This is a genomic window from Duganella rhizosphaerae, assembly GCF_040364205.1.
GTDB classification, from domain to species: Bacteria; Pseudomonadota; Gammaproteobacteria; order Burkholderiales; family Burkholderiaceae_D; genus Rugamonas; species Rugamonas rhizosphaerae.
The window spans coordinates 146,692-169,794 of sequence record NZ_BPWK01000009.1 but is presented as its reverse complement, the minus strand read 5'-3'; the positions used below and the strand labels follow the sequence as shown (position 1 = coordinate 169,794).

The window sequence follows — 23,103 nt, the reverse complement described above, 5'->3', positions numbered from 1 at the left end:
TTCCCCCTCGGCCCGCGCCGTTACGCAGGACTAGCGGGGGGGGGACGAAAAAAAACCCCTCACGTGTGAGGGGCTTCTAGAGGGAGTTTAACGATCCCAGCGATCGCGATGGTGGTGATGATGTTCCCAGCGCTCTTCGCGATATTCGCGGTAGTAAGGGCGGGCCGGTTCAACGTACACCACGCGCGGAGGCGGAGCGTAGTAGCGTGGCGCTGGCTCATAGTAGACCGGAGCCGGCTCGTAGTAGACCGGTGCAGGCTGCGAATACACACGGGTCTCGACGTAACGGCCACCGCGCCCACCACCGTAGTAGCGGTCATTGGTGTTGATGCTGTTACCCACCGCCGCGCCAACCAGGCCGCCGACAATGGCGCCATCTCGGCCGCCGGCGCTGTGGCCAACGGCGGCGCCTACCACAGCACCGGCTACCGTGTTGAAATCACGGTCGCCTGCGTAGGCCGACGACGATACTGCTGCTGCGGCCAGTAACGCTACACCCATAAATTTTTTGCTCAACATGGTATTTCCCCTTACTGTGGCCCGGATCGGAATGATACGTCGGCCAGTGACTCCACTATATAGCCTGGAAGGGAATACACCACGTCTTATACACATGCTTACAAACTGGCCATTCCGGTAATGGCTTGTAACATTTAGCCCCTGAGCGCCTCCCATTCGGGGCGCAGCAGGCTGAAAACCTGCACATCCTGGTAGCGGCCATTGATGAAAAAGCTCTGGCGCAGCGTGCCTTCGGCGCTGAAACCGCATTTTTGCGCCACCCGGATCGAGGCCACGTTCTCCGGCGCGGTCAGCAACTCGAGGCGGTGAAACTGGTGGACCTTGAACAGGTAGTCGACCAGCATCCGGCATGCCTCGGTCACGTAACCGCGTCCGGCCAGCTTGGGGTCGAACAGGCGGTAGCCGATTTCGCGCGTGACCGGCGTGCGGCTTTTGAAATGCGTGATGACGCCGACGATGTGGTGCAGGCTGTCCTCGATGACAAACAGCTCGCTGTCCTCGTTGACGAAACCGTTTTGCACGAACTCCTTGCGCATCGTTTCCGGCGACTTGAAGTGCGCGGAGAAGTGGTCGCCGCGCGACGGCAGGTCGTTGACCAGCGCGATGAAGGTGTTCAGGTCGGCGGTCAGCAGGTGGCGCACGGTGCAGAGTGAACCCTTGAGCATAGGCGCTTTCTTCGCATGGTTGAAGGTTCATGGTAGTGCAACGGCCATAACAAATCAACATTGATGACAAGATCTCCACGATAGGTTATCGTTTAGATCGTTTTTGCAACTCACCTCCACATCCATAGGAAACGCATGAAATCCGTCTTCAAGTCCCCGTTGTCCCTGACCGTCCTTGCCAGCTGTCTGTTGAGCGTTGGCGCGACTGCCGCTCCAGCCAACGATCCGGCCACCCTGGCCCAGATCCGCGACAGCGCGATGAAGAGCGACTGGGCCTACGAGCGCCTGGCCGACCTGACCGACCTGATTGGGCCGCGCCTGTCCGGATCCGCAGGCGCCGCGGCCTCGGTGGAGCAGGTGGCGGCCGCCATGCGCAAGCTCGGCGCCAAGGTCACGCTGCAACCGGTCAAGGTGCCGCATTGGGTGCGCGGCGCGGAGACGGCGGAACTGGTGGACTACAACGGCCGTCCGGCCGGCATCACGCAAAAGATCGTGCTGACGGCGCTGGGCGGCTCGGGCGCCACGCCCGCCGCAGGCCTGACCGCGCCGGTGCTGGTGGTGCGCAGCCTGGAGGAATTGAAGGCCAAGGCGGCCCAGGTGAAGGGCAGCATCGTGCTGATGGACGTGCCGTTCGACCAGGAACTGGCCGATCGCGGCCACGCCGGCGCGGCCTACGGTCCGGGCGCGGGCTTCCGTTATAGCGGTCCGAAGATGGCCGCTGAACTGGGTGCGGCGGCGGCGCTGGTGCGCTCGGTCGGCGGCGCCAATTTCCGCATTCCGCATACCGGCGTGACCGGCCTGGTCGACGGCGCGCGCATTCCCGCCGCCGCCATCACCACCGAGGACGTGCTGCTGCTGGATCGCCTGCTGGCGCGCGGCCCGGTCAAGATGCACCTGACGCTGACCCCGCAAACCCTGCCGGACGCCGACAGCTTCAACGTCATCGCCGACTGGCCGGGCAGCGACAAGGCCGATGAAGTGGTGATCGTCTCCGGCCACCTCGATTCCTGGGACCTGGCCACCGGCGCCAACGACGACGGCACCGGCGTGGCCGGCGCCATGGGCGTGATCGAGACGCTGAAGAAGCTGGACCTGCACCCGCGCCGCACCATCCGCGTGATCGCGTGGATGAACGAGGAAAACGGCACCCGTGGCGGCAAGGCTTACTTTGAGGCGAACAAGGGCAAGCTGGATAAGCACTTCGCCGCCATCGAGTCGGACAGCGGCGGCGGCCGTCCGTTCGGTTTCATCGGCAGCGTGACGCCGCCGATGGTGAAGTACTTCGCGCCGCTGAAGGATGCGCTGGCGCCGATCGGTGCAGGGCAGTTCGAGCGCCGCGACATCACCGGCCCGACCGATACCGGTCCGCTGGAGCGAGCCGGCGTGCCGGTGTTCGAGCCGATGGTCGATTCCTCGGCCTACTTCAACTACCACCACACGCCGGCCGACACGCTGGACAAGGTCAGCCCGCTGGAACTGAAGCGCCATGTGGCGGTGATGACTTCGCTGAGCTGGTTCCTGGCGAATATGGAGCAGCCGATCGGCCGCACCGCGCACCAGGACAGCGAGGACTGATCAGGCGGGCGCGCAGCGCATCCGTGCGCGGCGCGCCTGGCGCTTCGTGATAGTCTGTTTGCTTATCGAGGAGAGCGTCATGGACAAGATTCATTACAAGGGTTGGGAAATCGTGCCGACCGCGTTGCCGACCACTGACCGCCGCTGGACCGCCAGCTGCGACATCGAGCGCGCCGGCGCGGACGGGGTGGAAGTGTTCGAAGGCGCCACCATGCAGTTCATGCGCGACACCGAGGACGAAGCCATAGCCGCCGCCTGTGACGAGGCGATCCGCCAGATCGACAACATCATCGCCAATCCGCTGGTGCGGCTGGCCTAAGACGCCGCTCAGGACGGGTAATAAATCTTTGCAGCCAGCCCCAGCAGGAATAGCACGATGGCAAACTGGCTGCCCATGATCCAGCGAGTGATGTAGCGGAATTCCGATCGGAGATCTTTGATTTCCGACTGGAGGTCTTGGATTTGAGAGGCTTGCTCATCCATGCGTGTCTCAAGGTCTTTGAAACGCAGTTCTATTTGTTTGAAGCGCAGGTTTGTTTCTTTTTGACTCAAGGTAAACCGTTGATCGATGTATTGCCGCAAGTCGGCGATCTGGGCTGCTTGCGCGTCTAGCCTGCCCAAGATAACGTCAGTCTCCACTTTTTGCCGGCGCAGCTCGGCCACTTGCGCATCAACAAGCTTGAATCGATCATTCATGTCAGTCCTCAGCGCAGCAACCGCCGCAACGGTGCTGTCGGATATGGCCTCAAGTTTTGCGATGCGCTCTTCCATAGATGTTGGACCTGCCGAGTTTGGATTTGGTTCCTACCCGGAGTCTGATTGCCGCCATCTGACGAATTTGCTAGTATGCAAGTCAGATGAAATTACGCCGCTACCCAGAACAAATCGCCCTGTTGCCGTATATCGGCAAATGGACCGCCATCGCGGGCCTGATCGCGCTGCTGAGCGGGACGGCTTCGGCCTTCTTCCTGTTCGCGCTGGACCGCGCCACCGTGTGGCGCGAAGCGCACGCCTGGATCATCTGGCTGCTGCCGCTGGCCGGCTTCGCGGTCGGTTGGGTGTACCTCAAACTGGGCAGCAGCGTCGAAGCTGGCAACAACCTGCTGATCGACGAAATCCACGATCCCAAGAAAGTCGTCCCGCTGCGCATGGCGCCGCTGGTGTTGATCGGCACCGTGATCTCGCACTTGTTCGGCGCCTCGGTCGGCCGCGAAGGCACGGCCGTGCAGATGGGCGGCACGCTGGCCGACCAGCTCACCCACGTGTTCCGCCTGCGCCACGCCGAGCGCCGCATCCTGCTCATGGCCGGCATCAGCGCCGGTTTCGCTTCCGTGTTCGGCACGCCGCTGGCCGGCGCCATCTTCGGCCTGGAAGTGCTGGCCATTGGCCGCCTGCGCTACGACGCCATCTTCCCCTGCATGGTGGCGGCCATCGTCGCCGACCAGGTGGGCATGGCCTGGGGCGTGCATCACACCCATTACGCGATGAGCGGTGTGGTGGCGATCGGTTTCTGGAGCATGGCCGCCGTGCTGGTGGCCGGCATCGTATTCGGCTTGACCGGCATGTTGTTCGCCAAATCCACGCACGCCGCATCGGCCTTCATGAAGCGCCATGTGGCGTATGGGCCGCTGCGTCCCTTGATCGGCGGCGCCTTGGTGGCGCTGGCGGTATGGGTGGTTGGCACGCGCTACATCGGCCTGGGCATACCGGTGATGGTCGAGGCGTTCCAGCAGCCGCTGGCGCCGTGGGATTTCGTCGGCAAGTTCGCCTTCACGGTGGCCTCGCTGGGCAGCGGCTTCAAAGGCGGGGAGGTTACACCGCTGTTCTACATCGGCGCGACGCTGGGCAACGCGCTGGCGCCGCTGCTGCATCTGCCGTTCGCCATGCTGGCTGGGATAGGTTTCGTCGCGGTGTTCGCGGGCGCGGCCAACACGCCGCTGGCGTCGACCATCATGGCGATCGAATTATTCGGTCCGCAGATCGGACCTTACGCGGCGCTGGCGTGCGTGGTGGCCTACCTGTTCTCCGGCCACACCGGCATCTACCGCGCCCAGAAAGTCGGCACCATCAAACACCGCCTGCCGCCGGTGGCGCGCGACCGTCAGCCGCCGCTCTAGATCCGGCTTACTGCTGCTGGTCCCGTGCCAGGTCGATAGGCGCGACGGCCGGCGCCGGATGCCAGTTCTCTTTCGGGATCACGTGCGGCGTGGCCGGCTCCTGGGTGAAGTGCGGCGACGTGATCGCCACGCCGTATTCATTGAACACGTCGATGATCTGCTGGTGCAGCTGGTTCAGGACGTCGGCGCGGCGGCGCGGCGTTTCCACTGTGGCGTAGGCCACCAGCCGGTACTCCGGATAAAAATCCGACAGCCCGATCTGCATTACGTAGGGCTTGGGCGTGGCGGCGATGTCCTCTATCCTGGCGGCGGCCAGTTCCAGCATCGCATGTACCTGGCGCCATGGCGTGTCGTAGCCGATGGTGACGGTGGTGTCGAGCACAAAGCCGGTGCCCGCGTGCGCGCGCGAGTAGTTTTTGGTGGTGTTGGACAGCACCCAGGCGTTGGGCATGGTGATCTCTTCACCCAGGCCGGTGCGCAGGCGCGTTTCGAACATGCCCAGTTCGACCACCGTGCCTTCCGACTCGCCGATGCGCACGTATTCGCCTTTGCGCAGCGAGCGCGCGTACATCAGGATCAAGCCACTGGCGCCTTGGCCGACGATGCTGGAAGCGCCGATCGACACCATCAAACCCACCAGCACCGACACGCCCTGGAACGCCGCCGTATGCGCGCCGGGCAGGTAAGGGTAGGCCATCGCCAGCGCGAACAGCCAGATCACCACGTTCAGGATGCGGCGCGTAGGCGTGGCGGTGTCGCGATCGAGCCAGGCCATTTGCAGCTCGCCGCTTTCCACGCGCTGGAACACCGAGCCGGCGGTCAGCATCACCAGCCGCGCGATGGCGGCGATGACGGCCACCAGCACCAGGCCAGGCAGCGCTTCGATGATGCCCTGGGCGACGCTGGTGGCGACGTCGATCAGATAGTCCTGCAAACGCTCGCCCCAGCTGCGCGAGTAGGGGATTTTACCCATCACGAAGGCCAGCCACAGATAGGTCGCCATCAAGCGCAGGCCCCAGATCAGCAGGTTGACCAGCTGGCGCATGAAGGCCACATAGTGCTCGGCGTCGAGGATGCGGACGTTTTTGAGCTTGACCTGGCCGAGGCGGCGGCTGATGGCCTGGGTCGAGCGCTTGCCCACCCAGCGGTGCATCAGCCGCAGGCCGTGCAGTATCAGCGCGTATGCGAGCGTCGCCGCCGCGCACAGGGCCGCTGCGATGAACAGGTAGCGCGGACTGGCTTGTTCGCGGCGCTCCATCAGAGCCTTGCCGAGGATCGCCGCGCTTTCGCCGGCGACGCTGTCGGTGGTATCGCCAGCCAGCGGGTTGATGTCGGCCGGCGTGACCAGGAACAGCAGGGCGCCGTCCAGCATCACCTGTGTGCCTTCGGCGATCGGGCGGGTGCCGGGCTGCTGGGCGCCATTGCGGGCCAGCGCGGCGTCCAGGCGCTTGCGTGCGCCGTCGGCTCGTTCTTCCGGCGGATAGCCGGTCAGCACGGAGCGGAACACGAAGATGGTGCGATTGGCGAAGACCAGTTTGGCCGGGGCTGGCGCGGCTGTCGGTGCGCCTGGTTGCTGGGCGGGGAGGATGTCGGCGGCGGTCGCGAGGCAGTGCAGCATCATCAACAGCGACGCGACGAGCAGGCGGCGTAAAACGGTCATGGCTATCCTTGGGACGTAGATATTAGCAATGATGCCATGTTATCGGATCTGACAGTTGCCGGTATGGCAGTTATGCCCGGTTCGTGGCATAATCACGGGCTCTGTCGCTCCGATGGTGAAATTGGTAGACACTGGAGACTTAAAATCTCCCGCCGCAAGGCGTGCCGGTTCGATTCCGGCTCGGAGCACCAGTTCGCTTTCCTGATAAAGATCATAAAACGCCATAAATCCTTCAAAATCAAGGATTTATGGCGTTTTTTGTTTGTGGGAAATCACACAAACGTGCGCTTAAAACCGCTATTTTCGGATACGCTTTACGAAAATTTTACGAAGCATTTACGAAATGGCGAGCTTCAAAAAAGACGGGACCGTTTGGCGCGTGCAGATCGCGTTGAAGGGCGTGCGCCAGGCAAAATCGTTCTCGACCAAGGCCGAGGCGGTGGCATGGGCTGCCGCACGAGAAAGTGAGATCCGTGCTGGCGTCAACGCTGGCCCTGGCGCCGGCAAGACATTGGAAGATGCCTTCAACCGCTACCTGCGCGAGGTGTCCGTGCACAAGCGCGGGCATCGGATGGAGCGGCATCGACTTGCGGCCATCGCGGATCACGTAGTCGCCGGCCGACGTCTGGGTAGTTTGCGTTTGTCCGATGTCACGTCCGACATACTTGGCCAGTGGCGTGATCTGCGCCTCCGCGGCACGGCCGCCTTAAATTTTGAAGACAAGGTCCTAGGCGCTTCCGTGATCCGTGAGCTCAATTTGCTGTCGCATGTTTTCACGACAGCGCGGCGCGAGTGGAAGTGGATCGACAAAAGTCCAACCACCGACGTTCGCCGACCGAAAGGCTCGGCGCCGCGCGATCGGCGTATCAGTCAGGACGAAATAGACCGGCTATGCGTGGCACTGGGATTCGTCGAAGGCCCTGTGAGCACAAAGAGCGGCGCGGTCGCCGTGGCGTTCCTGTTCGCGATCGAGACGGCGATGCGTGCTGGCGAGATCTGTGGCTTGAAGCGCAGTGACGTCAAGGGGAGTGTAGCCCACCTTCCTCGAACGAAGAACGGCACTAAGCGTGACGTGCCTTTGTCCAGCCGTGCGCTGGACCTGATCGCGCTGATGCCACCAGGTGACACGCTGTTCGGTATCAGCGCTGCAAGTCTGGACGCCTTGTTCCGTAAGGCGAAGGAGCGATGCCAGATCGACGACTTGAAATTCCACGATACCCGCCACGAAGCGATCACGCGACTCGCAAAAAAACTCAACGTGCTTGAACTGGCGAGGGTTGTTGGACACCGTGACTTGAACGAGCTTCAAACCTACTACAACGAGACAGCAGAAGAGTTGTCCAAGAAGCTGAAGTAATTTGATTCAGGATGCGGCGTTTAGAGTACGCGTGGGAACTTAATCGGAGGATAAAGATTGGCGCCAGAAACCGCTTTTTAGTACGCGAGTGTCGCGCAGATGTGCTTCTGTCGCGCACTGTCGACGTGGGGCGCAAGTTCGACGGTTAAGATCGAAGGCTGATCGAGCAAAAACCTTACTTATGCATGCATGTGCCCTCGGTTGGATTCCACACTTCAATTTCTATAATCTTTTTAACATCAATTTGGTAAATGATTGATGTGGGTTATACGCTAGCTAGATAGCTGACCTCATCATGTGTCTAATGGCCACGCACCTCTCCGCAGGAAGCCATGAGAACAGGTAGGCAAGTCATGAATGATACGGAATTCGTCGAGCGACTAGCCGAGGCCTTGGCTGGCTATGTGCGGCCGGCCATCCCATTGTCCATTGACCTGTGGGACATCTCTATGATCGCGCAATACCTCAAGCGAGAGCCTCAGGTTGTGCGTGAGCGAATGGCTTGCTTGCCGGGTTTTCCGAAGGCGATCCGTTTGCCGACTAAATCGGGGAGGGCGCAGCCTCTTTACAGCGCAAAAGAGGTGATCGAGTGGGCTCATAGTCACAAGGAGCGCAATTGATTCCTGTCGCATCTGGCGATGATGCAAGGTTGGACTTTGAAACTGCCGTCGTCGAATCCCGCTACCAGTATCAACACATATTGAACGAAGACGGCCGCTAACGACCGCCTGAAGGAGAATGACTTCGATGATCGATTGTCGTGTAGGCTTACTGCAAACGACCCAAGAACAACCCCCAGTACAGTTCCGAGGCGCCCTGTTCCGACAGTTGACCGTTTCCGGCACCACCGCGAAACTGCATACCCGTCGATTTGAAGAACAGCGACTGGTCGTCCGCTTCGACATTCAACATCTCGTTGAAGGAGTTGCCGCCAGAGTTTGCATCGTAGGAAAACGTCAGCATTGAACTGCCGCGCGCACCGAAGCCCCCGACGCGCACCGAGCATTCCGTAACCGACTTACCTTCGCGGTATACCACTGCGGAGAAGCTTTGAGCATCGCGACGCTGGAAGCGCGTCTGAATGCCCGCGTTGCGCGACTCAAGCTCGCCCAGCGAATTCTCAAAGAACTTCGCCATGTAGTCGTAGCTGTCATGCAGGAACTTGTCTTTGTCGAAATCGGAGAACGACTTTTTTAGGCGCAGGTTGCTGGAACGCGGTCCATTCTCGAACCCACTGCTGGCAGGTGCCGTCGCGGTGGCCGGCACTGCCGGCGATGCATAGGCCGATCCAACGACTGCCGCCGGCGGTGCGGGATCGGCCTTTCGCATGGCCTCGATCACGGCCCGGATCTGTCGCGTCGCGTCGGTCCACGCTTGTGCCTGGTTGGGCCAGGTAGTCACGGCCTTGCCGTCCTTAGGGACTGCCAGCAGTTTGCCGAAAGGTGCCGAGTGCCAGTCGCATTCGTCCAGGATGACGGGAATCACGCGTGCGCTGCCTTCCGCGTCGCGTTCCAGCGCGCGCTTCATCTCTATGGAGTAGCAGTAGCGCGAAGCGATGAAATCGGCACTAACCAACAGCAGGATAATGTCAGCACTGTTTAGATTGGCATCGATGGTGGCATCGACGTTGTCGCCTGCTGCGATGCGCCGGTCATGCCAGGTGGTGATCAGGCCCTGCTGCTTGAGAAGGGAGAGATGCACTTCCAACCGATCACGAGGCGCTTCATCTACGTGGCAATACGAAAAGAACACCTTGGCCATACGGTTACCTTTCAGATTTGTTCATTGATTATAATTATCTCAGCAGGATTATCCTCGATTGGGGCGTCTACAAGTCTTTTTTTGGATAGTGCTAAGAGGGCGCCTGTCTACCGTGCGCGTGCGATCGAAGCTAAACAGGCCGGGGCCACGATCGGGGCGCCGTTCAGGGAAGTGGGGCTGCCGCCGCGCGCCAAGGCGTGATCGACGCGCATGAGCCCTGACGGCGTGGTGGCGCTGTATGCCGCCATGGAGTTCAGAACCGCGATCGCCGAGCTGCGGCCGGCCATCGGCGGCACTATCGCTGTCATCGAGCTGGCGTTGGCTAGACCACTGCAGGTACTGGACTTCGAGCGCCTGGAGCGCGCCTTCGATGCCGGCTGGAGCGAGTTGCTGCATTCGGATCCGCAGGCAGCAAGCGAGACGCGGCAGTTTCTGCACAGGCTGCACCGATTGATCGCTGCCCCGGTGGTTCCTGATCACGAAGAGGACTATCTGATCACCCAGTCAATGGCCGAGTATTTGTCCCATGTCCATCCGCAGAAGCTTGACGGCATCCTTTTCAAATCCGTGCAGGACCCGGGTAGCACGAACCTGGTCGTGTTCCCCGAAAGGGATGGGAGTGCGCAAGATGACACGTTCCCAGTCGACTATGTGCACGGGAGCTTGGCGTTTCACCGTGTTCGCCAGGTTGCCTATACGGTGGAACGCCTCGTCGAAGAACCTGATGGCGATGGTCAGGTATGGTTACACACCAAGGAACAATTGAATGACCGCGTGGAGAAATGGGGGGAGTGGAAGAGGGAAAAGGGAAAAGGGTTCGTAGCCTGGCCGTTTCGACTAATCGATATAAATAATATATATAGATAACACGATATCGCCACCACTATGCTTTTCCGAGGACGCGAGGGTTCATGCGGTGCTACACTCGAAAAAGAGCCTGACGGGTTCTCACTCTGAATAAAGCCGTTTTCAACCCTATTCAGAGGACCACCATGCCGCAAGCCGCAGTCTTGAAGCCGGGCCAATACCGGCACCTTCTCCGTGTCACCAAAGCCACCAGCCGCGATCCAGAGCGCGATGTTCTTGTCCTACTGCTGGGCATCCACACAGGGATGCGTGTGTCCGAAATCGCTCAGATCGAGATCGGCGACTTGCTGTTTCCATCCGGGGCGATCCGGTCAGAGGTGTCGCTCCGGGCAACCATCACGAAGGGGCAACGGCAGCGCTGCATCTATCCGACAAACCGCGATCTGGTCGCCGCGATAGATGACTACCTCGCGCAGCGTGTCGAGCGGCGCTTGCGTATGAGCGATGATCCGAAGCGGTATCGTGGTCTGCGGCCAGATAGCGCGCTGGTGCTCACCTTCAAGGGCTATCGCTACTCCATGAACACCAAGCGCCGAATCAATCAGGCTGGCCAGCAAGTCGATTACGCAGCCTGCGATGCCCTGCAAGCGCACGTAACGAAGTTGTACCGGGATGCCGGGATCAAGGGCGGTACTTCGCACAGTGGTCGGCGCACTATGGCGTCACGGCTCTTAGCCAACGGCGTCGAGCTGAGCACCGTGCAGTTGATGTTGGGGCATGCCAAGCTGGACCACGTCGACCCGTATCTGGAGGTATCTCCTGCACAACTTCGTCAAGCATTCGCCGACGTGTTGTGATATTTGGTGAGATTCAATACGTTACAAATAATATAAAATTTTGCTTTCTATTTGGAAACACTTCATTGACAAGGCGACGGTTTCGGGCGGAGACTTGAAACCGAACCCTATAAATGGCTTCCGCAAGGTGGCCCAGCATCAATCAGGAAAATCATGTCAATACCGAACCGGGTCGCGGAGCTCGAATCTGCTCGAAACAAAATGGAGGAATGCATGTGCCGAGTTGGCACACCGAGCGGACCCACAGGGATCGTGGAAAAGGTATTCCGTGGACGTAAAGGTGGTGCTCTGCGATGCAAAGTTATTATGGATACGGGATCAGTCCGCTATCTCGACGAGTTTGACGTCTAGACGTTCTAGATGAAGGAAAACGCACCCTGGTGGCGCACCGACAGCAGCGCCCGCGCCCGGCTAGGCCGGGCGGCGGCAGTGAGAAGGTCAGCGTGGTGCTGGCCGGCGAGGAAAAAATCGAATATGAGTATCTGGAAACCGATCGAAGACGAAACTCTGACCACGCGCGTCGCCAGTATTCTGGACGGCACTACGCCGTTTGCCAGCCAGGCGGACCGGCTGGTCGCACTAGCGGTCGCGGCGTTCGAGTCGCACGGAGTTGGGTCTATGTACGCTCTGGTCGTCGAAGAAAAGCTTGTGTCCTGGGGGCTGACTGCGGAAGCGGCTGCGGCTGCCGTCAAGGCTGCGAAAGATGCTGGCCAGCTGATTGAGCAATCAGCCGATCAGTCAATCCGGGTAATGCTGGCCGAATAGGAAAATACCGTATAAACGGTTTATCAGAAAAACAGGCGGCTCAACGGCTTAATCGTTGAATCGCAATACCAAGGACAGGGTCCATGCTGAACGAACTGCAATCCGACCTGCGCGAACTGATTGACCTGGTGCGCGCTGTCGAGAACTACGACACGACGATGGCTGCCGCCGCACTGTCCGGTGCGCCGATCCCCGCCGGCGCCGGCGCGGTGGCCGAGCGCGCGCGCAAAGGCCACCGCATCGAGCAGTTGCGCGGCAAGTGGAACATCTGACCCAAGGAAAACGCGCCCTGGTGGCGCCCGCCACCGGCCGGCGCCGGAACAAGGGAAAAATCAATGGCTCGTAAAACTATGATGCTGGTGATCACATTCCTAATTGTCGTCAGGGGCGTTTTCGCCGCCACGCCAGACTATGTTCAGATTGGTCAGGCGTCGGTTTCTGGATATCGGTGCGCTACGCTTGCTGCACACGCCCGATATGTAGACGAGGAGAAGCGCTTGATGGTATTCGCTCTATCGAACGCGAGGGTGTTCATTCAAGCAGCGCGAGGTAAGAAGGTTTCGATGGAAGAGTTTAATCGCAGCGAATTCGTACTCCCCGTGGTACTCAGAGCCTGGAACTTCGCCGACCTCGACGTGCCTGTTGATTTCGCGGCTGGACAAGTCTATGAATCGATTTGGGAACAAACAACGGCGGAATTGGGAGAAAAGAGTAGCGCGATGACCACTTACCAGGTGGACTACCGTGTGTGGGGCCGTGCCAAGTTTAAAGAACAAAATTGTGAGCTGTTGGGCAAGTGAATATTTCACCAAGGAAAACGAATTCATGGCCAACATCACCCAGTTCCCTGGTCGCGCCGAACGGCGGAATCGTCAAAATCTCAAGAACGGCATCGTGGCCTGTCAAGTGTCGGATCGCTGGCTGCAATTTCCAGATGGTGCCTCCGACGTGGGTGGCAAAGGCTTCATGCAAGTCGATGTGATGACGCGCGGATCGGATGAGCAACCGAAAAAGCTCTGCGAGCTGGTGCTGGCGAAGGAAGACCTCCTGGCCATGCTCGCCAAGATCGAAACCGAAGTTTGAGTCATGGAAAATTCAGGAGTGCTATCGGCCGCGCATGACGCGGCCTTTGTGCTGAGAAGGCCGGGTATCGTGCCGGGCCAGTGAGGGTAACTGGATGAATTCCAATTGCGGTAAATGCACAGACTACAAACACAACGGCCACAACTACTGCCGCGCTTGTGGTAACCACCTGACCAAAGGCTATGTTCAACATGTACGAGTCGCCGTCACATACACAACGGCGGAACGTTACTGCGGTCGCTGCGGCGCCGAACGCACCACGTGTAAGTGCCACTAAAGGAAAACTGCAAATGACTTTAAAAGATGACATAGCCTCAAACGGTGTTCCTGCCGGAACCTACGCGATCCAATGTGTCCAAAATGGAAAATATATTGGGCCGGATCAAGCGTTGTACAGTCGAATCTTAGCGGTTAGGTCAGAACCCGATCCAATTAATTTTTTCCAATTTCGTCGATTCGATAATGGATCTACAGGGCTATTCAACCTTCATCACAATGCATTTGTCTCGCTTATAAGTGAGACGAGGGCTCACGAAGCGGATTGGTATCTGGTAGCAGGAGTCAAAGATGCAATGTGGGCTGCTTTTTCCATTGAAAGAAATTCTTCCGACGGCGACAATGATTTTTGGCTCAGAAGCACACATCCCGCTGCGCAAAATTTCCCGTATGTCCAGGTTTTAACAGCAGATTTTTACATGGGTGTTATTAAGACGGAAGCAAGGCACGAAGGAACCAAGTTAACCTCCGATCCCTTATGGCAAAAGCTGCGTGTCACGAAAATGGATTAGGTTAATGATGCGGTGCCTTCCTGAAAGGAAAATCGCTACTCCATGAATATCAAGCGGCGAGTCAATCAGGCTGGCGAGCAGGTTGATTACGCAGCCTGTGACGCGTTACAAGCGCACGTTACGAAGTTGTACAGGGATGCTGGAATCAAGGACGGAAGCTCTCACAGTGGCCGGCGAACCATGGCCAGCCGACTCTTGGCCAAAGGGGTTGAACTCAGCACCGTGCAATTAATGCTCGGGCACGCCGAGTTGGACCACGTTGATCCGTATTTGGAGATTTCTCAGGCGCAGCTTCGTCAGGCATTCGCTGATGCATTGTGATAATTGGTGAGATTTCATGCGTTGCAAATAACCTAAAACGAATTTTCAGTATGAAAACATTTCATTGTTAGTTAATTCCCCGTTTCGATAAAACTCTGGCGTTCGCGCTCCGCTTTGGCCGGTAGCGCGCAATTTATGGAGAACGTTATGGCAAATCCAGTCCCACACAATGCACCGAGTAAAAATCCTGGCCAACCTTCCGGCGGCGGTCGTGGCAATAACCCGCCAAAAGGGAAATAAGCAACTACCGCTGCAACAGTAATTGGTGTTGCAGTAAGTCGATTTAAAAAAAGGATAATTATGCAAATCAGATTTGTAAAACCAGAAGAGTGGGGCAAAGTCGAAGGGGCAGTTGCAGACATGCCCTGGCTAGTTGCCAAAGAACGCTTTATCGCGTTTTTTAAGGAGCCTCGCAACGGGTCAGGCTTGTACGAACACGTCGAAGTGAATCACGGGTGTTATGCAGCGAGTGCCGCTACCTGGGCAGTAGCCATGAACTCCGTCATCATTATCCTCAATACTTTGCCTGATGGCGCAAGTGAGGCTGACGTAAAAACCGCCTTCGGGTTGTAAGGGAAAATCGCCTCATGAAGATCAAGCGCTACGAGCTGACAAACGCAGCTGACGGATGGTACTGCAATGTTTTACGAGTGGATGTCGAGAAGGACGGTGTTTGGACACGCAGTTGGTCGTCGGATGGTCGCAAGCTAGAGCCGTCAGAAGATGGCCGCCATCTGGTTCTGCCGGGCACGAACACCCTATTTATCATGCCCGAGGATGATGATGAATAAATCGGAAATATTACTATGCGGCGCGTGACGTTATCTGTTGAGCAGCATCCCAATGGCGCTCTTTCACTCTGGATTGAACATGAAGACCTTGGCCCTGAAGGTCGGCATCGCGGTGGGTATGAGTTAGCAGAGAATTTAGATCATGCGAGCTTCTATCGCGTGGTCGCACGCGGCATAGCCGAATATGCTGCATCCGGAATTCAAGTGATATACAAAGACCGAGACTAGGAAAACGTTCGGTTTGTTTGTTCCGGCCTTGAACCAATCCTGATGACGAAGAGTAAGCAATGATCGAATACGACGACGACTGCGACAGCCTGTTGTTGGCCGCATCCGCCGCCAGGCAGCGCGCGTGTTGAACGCTTGAAGGGAAAATCTTGAGTTTCGATGAATTTCAGAGTGCTATTAACGGGTTGTATCAAAACGATTGGTTTAAATTTCTCGCATTGCCAACGGTAGCTGCGCTCTACAAATGCGGGCACTACCTATGGCAACGCAAAATAGAGGGCAAGCCTGTTACAGAGCGTATCGCTCAGCTTCATCAAATTGCCGACCTCAAGGCAAAGCTGGATAAGGACGGCACTACCATAGAGGAACTGCAGAGTTTCGGTGCCAAAGCGCTGGGTCGATCTGCTGAGGTAGCAATTGTCACGGCGAAGCGATATGCGGAGACTGCTTACACCTTGGTGACCAATGCGGATCGGGCTGAGCATGATCCTGAGTGGGGTGCTGCACAAACTCAACTGGAGATGAATGAATTGTCTGCCAGGAAAGCATTTCAGGCTGACGACGATCTCGGGGAACTTGTCTCCTCATACCTGCCAACGCTCACCCAAGAAAGTCAGGAGCAACTAGACGTGGCACAGTCGGCTTGGTCAGTCTTCCGAGATGTTGAAGTTGAGCGCGAGGCAAAAAAGTGGGAAGGAGGGAGTATCCAGCCGCTCATGAGATTTATCCGGTACGAAGCAATCACGCGAGAGCGAATTGCAAGCTTAAGTTCTGAGATTGCTGAAGAAAGTAACAGATAAACGCCGAGGAAAATCATGAAGTGGATACGATACTGGTGGGGAGACGATAGGCCAAAATCATTTTTCGATTACTTGGACACAGACTATCGTCGCCCGCATTGGTCTGCCCAAATTGTTCGTTCATCCGCGCGGTTCTGTGTCCGCGAGTGGAAATGGGTAGTCGGCTCAGTGGGCGCCGTCGTCGCCTTTATCATCAAACATTTGTAAGCTTTGCGGAAAATTGAAATGTCGAATCTACACCCTGTGATGGAGTTTGGCATCCGCCAGTCAGAGGCGATTGCATGCCTTCGCGAGAAGGGATTCAGGCAGCCCACACTTGTTTTACTCTTCGCTGCTATAGACCAACTAGCTTGGGTAGCAGGTGACAAGGAAACGGTCGGTAACGAAGGCTTCAAAGCGTGGGTACAGCGGTACATGGTCGAAAAAAATCCAGAACTCCTTTCCGGCGCGACCGCCGCCGATCTTTGGGGCGCCCGCTGCGGGGTCTTGCACACTGGCGCGGCGGAATCGAATGACTTCCGAAGCGGTAAGGCACGTCGAATCTTCTACGCCTCCAATCTTGGCCAGGTTGGTCCGAGTGATCCGACTATTCTTATTTTATCGCTGGAATGGTTAGGGAGCGCCTTTGCGGCAGCGTTAGTCTGGTTCTTGGAAGACCTCCAAGCTAATCCTGACAAAGATAGGCGCGCGCGGGAAAAGCTGTCTCGCATGCTGGTCGATCAACAGCCGTAAGCACATAGGAAAATTCTGATTATGAATACGCCTGAACAACACTACATTTTGGTGCTGGTGAACGTGGTAACCAAAACCAGTATTGGCGTCGAGTTTTGCAAGGATCTCGAAGACCTGATGTGGAAGCGCGGTATGTTCCTGAACGATTTTGGCCGGGATGATCATGTGGCGCTGACCTACCCAGATTCCGGCGCGCAGTATGCCGACGCATTGGCCGAAGTGGCAGGCGCTGTGCCGCGCTACGCATAAGAGGAAAATCAGCAGCGCCACCCAAGCAATCGCTCGGCGCCTTCTCGAACCGCCGGTGGCCGAGTTCTCCCTGATGAGCAATCGCCGCTCGCAGGAGATCTCCAAGGTCGGCTACCGCTATGCCATGGGAAAAATGGAAAAATGGACCCATCTAGTGATCTCAAGGCGGCCCAGGAGACGCTGAGCCTGTCGCTGAGCCAGCGCGAGGTCTGGCTCGACCAGCTGGCCTGGCCCGACAGCGCGCATCTGAACATCGGCGGCTTCCTGTTTCTCGACGGTCCGCTCGACCGCGCGCGGGTCAGGCGCGCGCTGGCCGCGATGGTGGCGGAAAACGATGCGCTGCGGCTGGCGCCGCTGGCCAGCGGCGGCCAGCGGCTGCTGGCCGTGGCCGAGCCGTGTCTGGAAGTGGTCGACCTGAGCGCCGCCGCAGACCCGCAGCTGGCGATGCGCGCCTGGTCGCAGCGCCGCATCGCCGACCCGTTCGCGCTGGACGGCACGCCGCCCTGGCGCTTCGCGTTGCTGATCGGCGGCCCGGAACTGCACAACCTGACGATCCTGTTCCACCACCTAGTGACGGATGGCTGGGGCACCTCGCTGGCGATGCGGCGCTGGAGCGAGCTGTATAACGGGCTCGGGCAAGGCGACGGCGCGCCCGCGTCCGCCGCACCGCGCTATCGCCAGTTCATCGTCGAATCGAATTCCTACCGCGAGTCGCCCGCCTTCGAGCGCGACGCCGCCTACTGGCGCGCGCAGATCCCGGTGCTGCCGGCGCCGCTGATCGAAGCGCGCTACGCCGCTGGCCGCAGCGGCCAGCTGGCGCCCTCGCGGCTGGCCACGCAGTGCCTGGCACGTGCCGACTACCTGCGCCTCGAGCGCCACGCGATCGACCAGGGCGCGACGGTGTTCAACTATTTTCTTGCGGCGCTGGCGCTGTATTTCGCGCGCGTCAATCACTGCGCCGAGGTGGTGGTCGGGGTGCCCACGCTCAACCGAGGCGGGCGCCATTTCAGGTCCACCATGGGCATGTTCGTCGGCGTGCTACCGATTAAGGTCGCGCTGGAGCCGGGCATGCGGGTCGGCGAGCTGCTTGCCGCGACCCGGGTCGCGATGTACGGCGCGCTGCGCCACCCACGCTATCCGCTGTCCGAACTGGGACGCGCGCTGGAGGTGATCCGCAGCGGGCGCGACGGGCTGCTCGACGTGCTGCTCTCGTTCGAGCGCCAGGACTACGCGGTGCAATTCGGCGCGGCCCGCTCCTTCGATTCGCGCCAGCTGTTCTCCGGCACCGCGCGCTACCGGCTGGGCGTGACGGTGTGCGACTTCGATACCGGCCAGGATCCGGAACTGATCCTCGACGCCAGTGCCGACTGCTTCGCGCCGGGCGAGCCCGAGCTACTCGGGCGCCGCCTGTGGCAGCTGGCGCTGGCGATGATGGACGCACCCGAGGCCGGGGTCGATGCACTGTCCATCGTGCCGCCCGAGGAGCAGTGGGCGCTGCTGCATGGCCTGCACCAGGACATCGCCCATCACGCGGCGCCGATACCGTTCATCGTGCTGTTCGAGCACCAGGTGGCGCTGCGCCCCGAGGCCGTCGCGCTGGTGTGGGATGGCGGCGCGATTGACTATGCGGAACTGGACCGGCGCGCCGGCCAGCTGGCGCAACGCCTGCTGGCACTGGGCGCCGGCCCGGATCAGGTGCTGGCGATGGCGATCCCGCGCTCGCCGTCGATGGTGGTGGCGCTGCTGGCCATCGCCAAGGCCGGCGCGGCCTTCCTGCCGCTCGACCTCGACGCGCCGCTCGAGCGGCTGGCCGACATTCTGGAACAGAGCCGGGCTCGCGTGCTGCTGGTCGATCCGGACAACGCGGCACGTCTCGAGCCGCTACATCCGGCCACGCTGGTGGTGGCCTGGCACGACAGCGGCGCGTCCGGCGCGCCAGCTGGCGCGCGGCCCGCGCCCTCGGATCTGGCATACGTGCTGTTTACCTCCGGCTCGACCGGCCGGCCGAAGGGCGTGATGGTCGAGCACGGGACGCTGGCGCGACGCCTGGCCTGGCTGTCGCGCAGCTACGGCGTCGAGTGGCACGACTGTGCGGCCCAGGCCACCCAGCTGACCTTCGACCCGGCGCTGATCGAGCTGCTGCTGCCGCTGACCCACGGCGGGCGCGTTGCGCTGCCGCCGCCCGGGCGCCTGCTGCCCGAGTCGCTGGCCGAGTTCGCGCTGCGCCACGGCGTGACCATCATGGCCTTCGTGCCGTCGACCCTGAGCGGCTTCCTGGACGCGGCCCGGGGCCGCGCCGGCCTCAAGTTACGCGTGGCCTGCTGCGGCGGGGCGGTGCTTGCGCCGGCGCTGGCGGCGCGCTTCATCGCCCAGACCGGGGCCCGGCTGTACAACGTCTACGGCCCGACCGAGGCCGCGATCTTCGCCACCGCCTGGCACTGCGAAGCGGGCAGCGCCGACGGCGCGCTACCGATCGGGCGGCCGATCGACGACACCCGCATCTATGTGCTCGACGCACAGCTGCAGCCGGTGCCGACCGGGATCGCGGGCGAGATCTACATCGGCGGCGACACGCTAGCGCGCGGCTACCTGAACCGGCCCGAGCTCGACCGCGCGCAGTTCTTGGTCGATCCATTTCTGCCCCGAGGGCGGATGTACCGCAGCGGCGACCGCGGCTGGCTGGGCACCGAGGGCAACCTGCATTTCATCGGCCGCATCGACCGCCAGATCAAGCTGCGCGGTTACCGCATCGAGCTCGAGGAAATCGAGGCCACCTGTTTACATCTGCCCGGCGTGACCCAGGCCGCGGCCAAGCTGGTCGAGCTCAAGGGACGGGACCAGATCCATGTCTGGGTCGGCGCCGGGGCCGGCGTGACGGCGCACAGCCTGCAGGCCGCACTGCGCCAGCGCCTGCCGGACTACATGATCCCGAGCGCGATCAGCGTGCTGCCGACGCTGCCGCAAAGCAGCACCGGCAAGACCGACTACGAGGCGCTGTCGGCGCCCCTGCCGTCCCAGGCGCCGCTGCTAACGCGCGCGCCCGGCAGCGCGCTCGAGCGCGCGCTGCTGCCGCTGTGGGAGGGGGTGCTCGATGCGCGCCCGATCGAGATGGGCGACAATTTCTTCGACATCGGCGGCGATTCGCTGGCCGCGCTGAGCATCCTGGCCGGCATCGAGACTGAGCTCGGCTGCAAGGTGCCCATGTATGTGCTGACCGAGCACCCGACCATCGAGCGGCTGGCCGTCGCGCTGGGCAAGAAGATCACGCTGCCCGGTGTCTTGATGAGCCTGGGCCCGGAGCATGGCCGTAGGCCGCTCTACCTGGCCGCATCCGGCCACGGCGACCTGATCCGCTTCCAGGACCTGGCGCGCGCGCTGGCAGGCGCCTACGACGTGTACATGCTGCAGCCGCCGGCCGACCAGCCGTTCAAGAGCCTGACCGAGTTGGCCGACGTATATGCCGCTAGCGTCGCCGCGCTGGGCCGCGAGTCGGGCGTCATGGCCGGCTTTTCGGTGGGCGGGGTGGCGGCGCTGGAGACCGCACGCGCGCTGGCCGGCAGCGCCTGCGCGGTGCGCGCGCTGGTGCTGATCGACACCATCTATCCGAAGGCGGTGCTGGGCGGCACCGTGTTCTGGCGCCTGCTCGGCTGGCTGGTACGCTTCCTGCACATCCATGAACTGAGCCTGAACGGCCGGCGGCTGGGCGCGCTGGTCAACGATCCGGCGCTGGTCGCGCAGGTGATGGCGCTGCGCGGCTACCGGCCGGTCGGCTTCCACGGGCCGGCCACGCTGATCCGCTCTTCCGGCCTGGCCAATTGGGACCGGCTGTTTTTTGGCGCCTGGCGCCGCCTGATGGGCGGGCGCATGCTCGAGCAGCGCGTGCCCGGCCTGCACGGCTCGATCTTCGAGCACCCCAATCTCGACGTGCTGGCCGCCGCGCTGGTTGCGGTGCCGGACCAGCACGATGGCCACGCCTGAAGCGCCGGCCCGCGGTCGGCGCCTGATGGCGCTGGCCGGCCTGGCGTTGCTGTTGCTGGCGCTAGCCGCGGCCTGGGCCTGATCGCCGCTAAAGGACTGGTTGGAGATCGACTTGGCGGTCGGCGCGCTGCGCCGTTTCGGCACGGCGGCCGGGCCTGTTGGCGCCGACCGAAAACTTACCCGAAATAGCTGCTGCTGCGCAGCTTGGGGATTTTGAGATTGACCGTGCCTGCGCGGGTTTCCCAGGCACGGTCGCGGTAGCCGTTGCGGCTGTTGATGCGTTCCTCGCTGCGCTCGCCGTAGGCGGCCTTGCAAAGCGCCTCGACATCCATCTCCATGATCCGTTGCAAGGCAAATCGAAGCGTTTGTTTGATGAAATTGGCATCCGCCCCCTTTTCGGCGAGATCGGACTATGCGATAGTGGCGTTGGTCATTGTGGTAACCTCGGTCTGGTTAGAGTCTTCGTAAACCCCAACCTATCCAGTAATCACAATGGCCGCCTCAACAAAGCTCAAGCCTAGGTGCCGAACTCAGCACCATCTTCATACACCACTCCGTGGGACACAATCCATGGACGTGCCAGAGCGTGCCCTGGTAACGCAACTGGACTGACAAGGAAAACGATCTGGTGCCAATTGGCACTCCGATACGGCCGGTCGCCGCCAACAGGAAGAGAAGGACCTTGGATGAATCGAATTTTAAAAATCACGCTGTTGTCGGCCGGTCTCCTGTTCGGCGCCACGGCGTTTGCCGGAAAATCAGATTATCTAATGATCATCGATAATTCGACACTGTATCCGATGACAATCCAACATACGGGTGACGGCTGCACTACCTGGGACCAAACGCCGCCGGCCTCAGTCACGCTAGCGGCAAAGACCCTCACCTCGTACACTTTTCACCGGGCTGGTCGCTGCTCGGGGGACGATGGTCAGGTCTACTTTTCCTTTACCCCCCAATTCGCAGCAAGCGGCGCGATGGGCAGCGGAACCATCAGCACCGATTACACTGCTGACCATCAGCAAACGACGCAAGTATCGTCGCAGGGAACTCAGTTTAATACAGTTACGTTCCAGCCGTATGCGAGTGGCGACCAAGACAAAATTACGGTAACCCTGTACGACTCGCAGCAAATAGATATTCCAACGGCCCTGTCGCTCGGCTTCATGGATCCGGTCGCGATGAATTCCACTGTCTCACAGCTTAATCTTGAAAGCACGATCGGCTCGGTAACTCAACAAAAAGTTCAGAGTTACGCCGGGGGGTTGAACGTGACTAGTTACAACGTAACTGTTCCAATCTGGGGTTTCCGAACGCTAAAATTTGAAGATTACGAAGCGAGTGCGCTGATGGCAGGGTTTGTTCCGTCGTATGCTCTCCGCGCATTAAGAAAATCCAACTTCACCGACTTCTTACCAGTTAATGGTCCATACATTTCCAACACGTTTTCGAGCGTTGCATTGGGTATGAGACTGCTCGCGGTCTCCAGTTCATCCCAGCCGACATCGCAATTCGCGTCGGTTGGTCTTGACTATGCGACTGCGGCAGACCCAAACTGGCATTCGCCGGGCCAATTCGTTTATGCATTTTTCGTGATTCCTGATGCGCCTATTCAGGGCGTCAGCAGCGATCCGACGAAGTCAGGTGAGAAGCAAGTGCAGATACTGGGAGGAACACCTATTACTTCCCTATATCGCAGCGTCGATAACCTCGTTTGGCAGAAGTGGTCGCCTGATTCGCAAACTTGGGTTGCAACGAGCACGATCCCAACGAATAATCTGCAGTCTTCGCAGGCGACGGTCGCGGCACTGAGCGTTCGCGCCAGTGCTGACGCTAATCCAGTTGCCAAGGTGCCCAAGCATTAAGTCAATCATCATGTAGGACGGTACTCGATCGTTTCGAAGCGGTGGTGCGCTGCTCTCCTAAGAAAGTTCGCGCTTTGCATGGACGAAGTAGTCAGAGGAGAACGCGCCCTAGTGGTTCACCGACAGCAGAACCCGCGCCAGGCCGGGCAGCGGCAGTGAGAAGGCCAGCGTGGAGCTGGCCGGCG

Annotated in this window: 25 protein-coding genes, 1 tRNA gene and 1 pseudogene; 21 read left to right on the top strand and 6 right to left on the bottom strand. The window is 60.0% G+C overall.

Annotated features, from left to right (window positions below):
* Positions 1–87 precede the first annotated feature (87 nt).
* Entirely contained in the window at positions 88–501 is a 414-nt protein-coding gene (locus tag RUGAMON1_RS20315) for a glycine zipper domain-containing protein (RefSeq protein ID WP_445232235.1), read from the bottom strand.
* Between the two features lie 152 nt (positions 502–653).
* Complete coding sequence (locus RUGAMON1_RS20310) at positions 654–1,184, bottom strand: GNAT family N-acetyltransferase (RefSeq protein ID WP_445232234.1); 531 nt, start codon at positions 1,182–1,184, stop codon at positions 654–656.
* A gap of 135 nt (positions 1,185–1,319) precedes the next feature.
* On the opposite strand from RUGAMON1_RS20310, the gene RUGAMON1_RS20305 reads away from it, so the two are divergent.
* Together RUGAMON1_RS20305 and RUGAMON1_RS20300 are read left to right on the top strand one after the other, a co-directional pair.
* Positions 1,320–2,759, top strand: a complete 1,440-nt coding sequence (locus tag RUGAMON1_RS20305) for a M20/M25/M40 family metallo-hydrolase (protein ID WP_445232233.1) — start codon at positions 1,320–1,322, stop codon at positions 2,757–2,759.
* 79 nt (positions 2,760–2,838) lie between these two features.
* Positions 2,839–3,078, top strand: coding sequence for a DUF6566 family protein (locus tag RUGAMON1_RS20300; RefSeq protein ID WP_008447763.1), 240 nt, complete (start codon positions 2,839–2,841; stop codon positions 3,076–3,078).
* Positions 3,079–3,086: 8 nt separating this feature from the next.
* Here the strand turns inward: RUGAMON1_RS20300 and RUGAMON1_RS20295 are convergent, their stop codons facing one another.
* On the bottom strand, positions 3,087–3,530 hold the full coding sequence (locus RUGAMON1_RS20295) for a hypothetical protein (protein ID WP_445232232.1): 444 nt from the start codon (positions 3,528–3,530) through the stop codon (positions 3,087–3,089).
* 86 nt (positions 3,531–3,616) lie between these two features.
* Between RUGAMON1_RS20295 and RUGAMON1_RS20290 the strand changes: the two genes are divergently transcribed.
* Positions 3,617–4,876, top strand: coding sequence for a voltage-gated chloride channel family protein (locus RUGAMON1_RS20290; protein WP_445232231.1), 1,260 nt, complete (start codon positions 3,617–3,619; stop codon positions 4,874–4,876).
* Between the two features lie 7 nt (positions 4,877–4,883).
* Here the strand turns inward: RUGAMON1_RS20290 and RUGAMON1_RS20285 are convergent, their stop codons facing one another.
* Complete coding sequence (locus tag RUGAMON1_RS20285; RefSeq protein WP_445232230.1) at positions 4,884–6,536, bottom strand: mechanosensitive ion channel family protein; 1,653 nt, start codon at positions 6,534–6,536, stop codon at positions 4,884–4,886.
* A 106-nt stretch (positions 6,537–6,642) separates the two neighbouring features.
* On the opposite strand from RUGAMON1_RS20285, the gene RUGAMON1_RS20280 reads away from it, so the two are divergent.
* From RUGAMON1_RS20280 to RUGAMON1_RS20270, 3 genes are all read left to right on the top strand, one after another.
* Positions 6,643–6,727: transfer RNA gene (locus RUGAMON1_RS20280), tRNA-Leu, on the top strand.
* Between the two features lie 152 nt (positions 6,728–6,879).
* On the top strand, positions 6,880–7,893 hold the full coding sequence (locus RUGAMON1_RS20275) for a site-specific integrase (RefSeq protein ID WP_445232229.1): 1,014 nt from the start codon (positions 6,880–6,882) through the stop codon (positions 7,891–7,893).
* A 353-nt stretch (positions 7,894–8,246) separates the two neighbouring features.
* The gene (locus RUGAMON1_RS20270) at positions 8,247–8,513 is read left to right on the top strand and encodes a hypothetical protein (protein WP_445232228.1); all 267 of its coding nucleotides are present in this window, start codon (positions 8,247–8,249) and stop codon (positions 8,511–8,513) included.
* Positions 8,514–8,661: 148 nt separating this feature from the next.
* Here RUGAMON1_RS20270 and RUGAMON1_RS20265 read toward each other — a convergent pair whose 3' ends face one another.
* Entirely contained in the window at positions 8,662–9,654 is a 993-nt protein-coding gene (locus RUGAMON1_RS20265) for a toll/interleukin-1 receptor domain-containing protein (RefSeq protein ID WP_445232227.1), read from the bottom strand.
* A 210-nt stretch (positions 9,655–9,864) separates the two neighbouring features.
* Between RUGAMON1_RS20265 and RUGAMON1_RS20260 the strand changes: the two genes are divergently transcribed.
* The 14 genes from RUGAMON1_RS20260 (at position 9,865) to RUGAMON1_RS20195 (ending at position 21,053) form a co-directional block, all read left to right on the top strand.
* Positions 9,865–10,521 (top strand): RES family NAD+ phosphorylase, encoded by a 657-nt coding sequence (locus RUGAMON1_RS20260; protein WP_445232226.1) that lies wholly within the window; start codon positions 9,865–9,867, stop codon positions 10,519–10,521.
* 125 nt (positions 10,522–10,646) lie between these two features.
* Positions 10,647–11,318, top strand: a complete 672-nt coding sequence (locus RUGAMON1_RS20255; RefSeq protein ID WP_445232225.1) for a tyrosine-type recombinase/integrase — start codon at positions 10,647–10,649, stop codon at positions 11,316–11,318.
* Positions 11,319–11,792: 474 nt separating this feature from the next.
* Complete coding sequence (locus RUGAMON1_RS20250; RefSeq protein ID WP_445232224.1) at positions 11,793–12,083, top strand: hypothetical protein; 291 nt, start codon at positions 11,793–11,795, stop codon at positions 12,081–12,083.
* Positions 12,084–12,166: 83 nt separating this feature from the next.
* The gene (locus RUGAMON1_RS20245; protein ID WP_445232223.1) at positions 12,167–12,355 is read left to right on the top strand and encodes a hypothetical protein; all 189 of its coding nucleotides are present in this window, start codon (positions 12,167–12,169) and stop codon (positions 12,353–12,355) included.
* A 63-nt stretch (positions 12,356–12,418) separates the two neighbouring features.
* Positions 12,419–12,883, top strand: coding sequence for a hypothetical protein (locus tag RUGAMON1_RS20240; protein WP_445232222.1), 465 nt, complete (start codon positions 12,419–12,421; stop codon positions 12,881–12,883).
* Between the two features lie 25 nt (positions 12,884–12,908).
* The gene (locus RUGAMON1_RS20235) at positions 12,909–13,166 is read left to right on the top strand and encodes a hypothetical protein (protein WP_445232221.1); all 258 of its coding nucleotides are present in this window, start codon (positions 12,909–12,911) and stop codon (positions 13,164–13,166) included.
* A 290-nt stretch (positions 13,167–13,456) separates the two neighbouring features.
* Positions 13,457–13,954 carry a hypothetical protein gene (locus RUGAMON1_RS20230; RefSeq protein ID WP_445232220.1) on the top strand — a complete coding sequence of 166 codons (498 nt, stop codon included), beginning with the start codon at positions 13,457–13,459 and terminating at the stop codon, positions 13,952–13,954.
* Between the two features lie 42 nt (positions 13,955–13,996).
* Positions 13,997–14,275 (top strand): tyrosine-type recombinase/integrase, encoded by a 279-nt coding sequence (locus RUGAMON1_RS20225; protein ID WP_445232219.1) that lies wholly within the window; start codon positions 13,997–13,999, stop codon positions 14,273–14,275.
* A gap of 300 nt (positions 14,276–14,575) precedes the next feature.
* On the top strand, positions 14,576–14,848 hold the full coding sequence (locus RUGAMON1_RS20220) for a hypothetical protein (RefSeq protein WP_445232218.1): 273 nt from the start codon (positions 14,576–14,578) through the stop codon (positions 14,846–14,848).
* 14 nt (positions 14,849–14,862) lie between these two features.
* Positions 14,863–15,066, top strand: a complete 204-nt coding sequence (locus tag RUGAMON1_RS20215) for a hypothetical protein (RefSeq protein WP_445232217.1) — start codon at positions 14,863–14,865, stop codon at positions 15,064–15,066.
* Positions 15,067–15,443: 377 nt separating this feature from the next.
* Complete coding sequence (locus tag RUGAMON1_RS20210; protein ID WP_445232216.1) at positions 15,444–16,094, top strand: lysozyme inhibitor LprI family protein; 651 nt, start codon at positions 15,444–15,446, stop codon at positions 16,092–16,094.
* Between the two features lie 225 nt (positions 16,095–16,319).
* The gene (locus RUGAMON1_RS20205; protein WP_445232215.1) at positions 16,320–16,826 is read left to right on the top strand and encodes a hypothetical protein; all 507 of its coding nucleotides are present in this window, start codon (positions 16,320–16,322) and stop codon (positions 16,824–16,826) included.
* A gap of 21 nt (positions 16,827–16,847) precedes the next feature.
* Positions 16,848–17,075: a hypothetical protein gene (locus RUGAMON1_RS20200; protein WP_445232214.1), complete on the top strand. Its 228-nt coding sequence runs from the start codon at positions 16,848–16,850 to the stop codon at positions 17,073–17,075.
* Positions 17,076–17,216: 141 nt separating this feature from the next.
* Complete coding sequence (locus RUGAMON1_RS20195) at positions 17,217–21,053, top strand: non-ribosomal peptide synthetase (protein ID WP_445232213.1); 3,837 nt, start codon at positions 17,217–17,219, stop codon at positions 21,051–21,053.
* Positions 21,054–21,235: 182 nt separating this feature from the next.
* On the opposite strand, the pseudogene RUGAMON1_RS20190 reads toward RUGAMON1_RS20195, so the two are convergent.
* Positions 21,236–21,487 (bottom strand): annotated as a pseudogene (locus RUGAMON1_RS20190) (transposase); the annotation flags it as partial.
* A gap of 252 nt (positions 21,488–21,739) precedes the next feature.
* Here RUGAMON1_RS20190 and RUGAMON1_RS20185 point away from each other — a divergent pair.
* Complete coding sequence (locus tag RUGAMON1_RS20185) at positions 21,740–22,918, top strand: hypothetical protein (RefSeq protein WP_445232212.1); 1,179 nt, start codon at positions 21,740–21,742, stop codon at positions 22,916–22,918.
* The last annotated feature ends 185 nt before the right edge of the window (positions 22,919–23,103 follow it).

Excerpts from the sequence above, each read along its gene's own strand:
- RUGAMON1_RS20315 (WP_445232235.1), bottom strand. The coding sequence starts at position 501 with ATGGGTGTAGCGTTACTGGCCGCAGCAGCAGTATCGTCGTCGGCCTAC.
- RUGAMON1_RS20310 (WP_445232234.1), bottom strand. The coding sequence starts at position 1,184 with ATGCTCAAGGGTTCACTCTGCACCGTGCGCCACCTGCTGACCGCCGAC.
- RUGAMON1_RS20305 (WP_445232233.1), top strand. The coding sequence starts at position 1,320 with ATGAAATCCGTCTTCAAGTCCCCGTTGTCCCTGACCGTCCTTGCCAGC.
- RUGAMON1_RS20300 (WP_008447763.1), top strand. The coding sequence starts at position 2,839 with ATGGACAAGATTCATTACAAGGGTTGGGAAATCGTGCCGACCGCGTTG.
- RUGAMON1_RS20295 (WP_445232232.1), bottom strand. The coding sequence starts at position 3,530 with ATGGAAGAGCGCATCGCAAAACTTGAGGCCATATCCGACAGCACCGTT.
- RUGAMON1_RS20290 (WP_445232231.1), top strand. The coding sequence starts at position 3,617 with ATGAAATTACGCCGCTACCCAGAACAAATCGCCCTGTTGCCGTATATC.
- RUGAMON1_RS20285 (WP_445232230.1), bottom strand. The coding sequence starts at position 6,536 with ATGACCGTTTTACGCCGCCTGCTCGTCGCGTCGCTGTTGATGATGCTG.
- RUGAMON1_RS20275 (WP_445232229.1), top strand. The coding sequence starts at position 6,880 with ATGGCGAGCTTCAAAAAAGACGGGACCGTTTGGCGCGTGCAGATCGCG.
- RUGAMON1_RS20270 (WP_445232228.1), top strand. The coding sequence starts at position 8,247 with ATGAATGATACGGAATTCGTCGAGCGACTAGCCGAGGCCTTGGCTGGC.
- RUGAMON1_RS20265 (WP_445232227.1), bottom strand. The coding sequence starts at position 9,654 with ATGGCCAAGGTGTTCTTTTCGTATTGCCACGTAGATGAAGCGCCTCGT.
- RUGAMON1_RS20260 (WP_445232226.1), top strand. The coding sequence starts at position 9,865 with ATGAGCCCTGACGGCGTGGTGGCGCTGTATGCCGCCATGGAGTTCAGA.
- RUGAMON1_RS20255 (WP_445232225.1), top strand. The coding sequence starts at position 10,647 with ATGCCGCAAGCCGCAGTCTTGAAGCCGGGCCAATACCGGCACCTTCTC.
- RUGAMON1_RS20250 (WP_445232224.1), top strand. The coding sequence starts at position 11,793 with ATGAGTATCTGGAAACCGATCGAAGACGAAACTCTGACCACGCGCGTC.
- RUGAMON1_RS20245 (WP_445232223.1), top strand. The coding sequence starts at position 12,167 with ATGCTGAACGAACTGCAATCCGACCTGCGCGAACTGATTGACCTGGTG.
- RUGAMON1_RS20240 (WP_445232222.1), top strand. The coding sequence starts at position 12,419 with ATGGCTCGTAAAACTATGATGCTGGTGATCACATTCCTAATTGTCGTC.
- RUGAMON1_RS20235 (WP_445232221.1), top strand. The coding sequence starts at position 12,909 with ATGGCCAACATCACCCAGTTCCCTGGTCGCGCCGAACGGCGGAATCGT.
- RUGAMON1_RS20230 (WP_445232220.1), top strand. The coding sequence starts at position 13,457 with ATGACTTTAAAAGATGACATAGCCTCAAACGGTGTTCCTGCCGGAACC.
- RUGAMON1_RS20225 (WP_445232219.1), top strand. The coding sequence starts at position 13,997 with ATGAATATCAAGCGGCGAGTCAATCAGGCTGGCGAGCAGGTTGATTAC.
- RUGAMON1_RS20220 (WP_445232218.1), top strand. The coding sequence starts at position 14,576 with ATGCAAATCAGATTTGTAAAACCAGAAGAGTGGGGCAAAGTCGAAGGG.
- RUGAMON1_RS20215 (WP_445232217.1), top strand. The coding sequence starts at position 14,863 with ATGAAGATCAAGCGCTACGAGCTGACAAACGCAGCTGACGGATGGTAC.
- RUGAMON1_RS20205 (WP_445232215.1), top strand. The coding sequence starts at position 16,320 with ATGTCGAATCTACACCCTGTGATGGAGTTTGGCATCCGCCAGTCAGAG.
- RUGAMON1_RS20200 (WP_445232214.1), top strand. The coding sequence starts at position 16,848 with ATGAATACGCCTGAACAACACTACATTTTGGTGCTGGTGAACGTGGTA.
- RUGAMON1_RS20195 (WP_445232213.1), top strand. The coding sequence starts at position 17,217 with ATGGACCCATCTAGTGATCTCAAGGCGGCCCAGGAGACGCTGAGCCTG.
- RUGAMON1_RS20185 (WP_445232212.1), top strand. The coding sequence starts at position 21,740 with ATGAATCGAATTTTAAAAATCACGCTGTTGTCGGCCGGTCTCCTGTTC.